Source organism: Curtobacterium sp. P97 (genome assembly GCF_023712445.1).
Classification (GTDB): Bacteria; Actinomycetota; Actinomycetes; order Actinomycetales; family Microbacteriaceae; genus Curtobacterium.
Genome location: NZ_JAMAYF010000162.1, coordinates 1 through 430, shown reverse-complemented (window position 1 = coordinate 430; position 430 = coordinate 1). Strand labels below are relative to the sequence as shown.

1 pseudogene is annotated in these 430 nt (G+C 72.8%); it reads right to left on the bottom strand.

The annotated features are described in order from the left end of the window. Positions 1-124: 124 nt before the first annotated feature. A pseudogene (locus tag M3677_RS17455) lies at positions 125-430 on the bottom strand (D-alanine--D-alanine ligase); the annotation flags it as partial.

Genomic DNA, 430 nt, shown 5'->3' with positions numbered 1-430 from the left:
ATCCAACGGCTTCGTCCCCGGGCAACGGTCCCCGGGTAGGACGACCTGTGATCAACGACGTTGATCCACGCGCCACCTCGCCGCACGGCATCCCCACCGTGCGGCCCGGGCGGCGCGGCGGGGGTCAGGCGCGGCGGGCGGCCTGGCGGAGGAGCGTGGTGAGCACGTCGCCGAGCCGGTGCCCCGCGGCCTCGACGGCCATCGGGAACATCGACGTCTCGGTGAGACCCGGAGACACGTTCACCTCGAGGAAGTGCACCGAGCCGTCGGCGTCGACGATGAGGTCGGTGCGCGAGAGGTCGGCCAGCCCGAGCACCTCGTGCACGGTGACGGCGACCTCGGCCACCCGCCGGGCGAGGTCGTCGGTCAGCCGCGCCGGCGTGTGGTACTCGGTGAGGCCCGGGGTGTAGCGCGAGGTGTAGTCGAACAC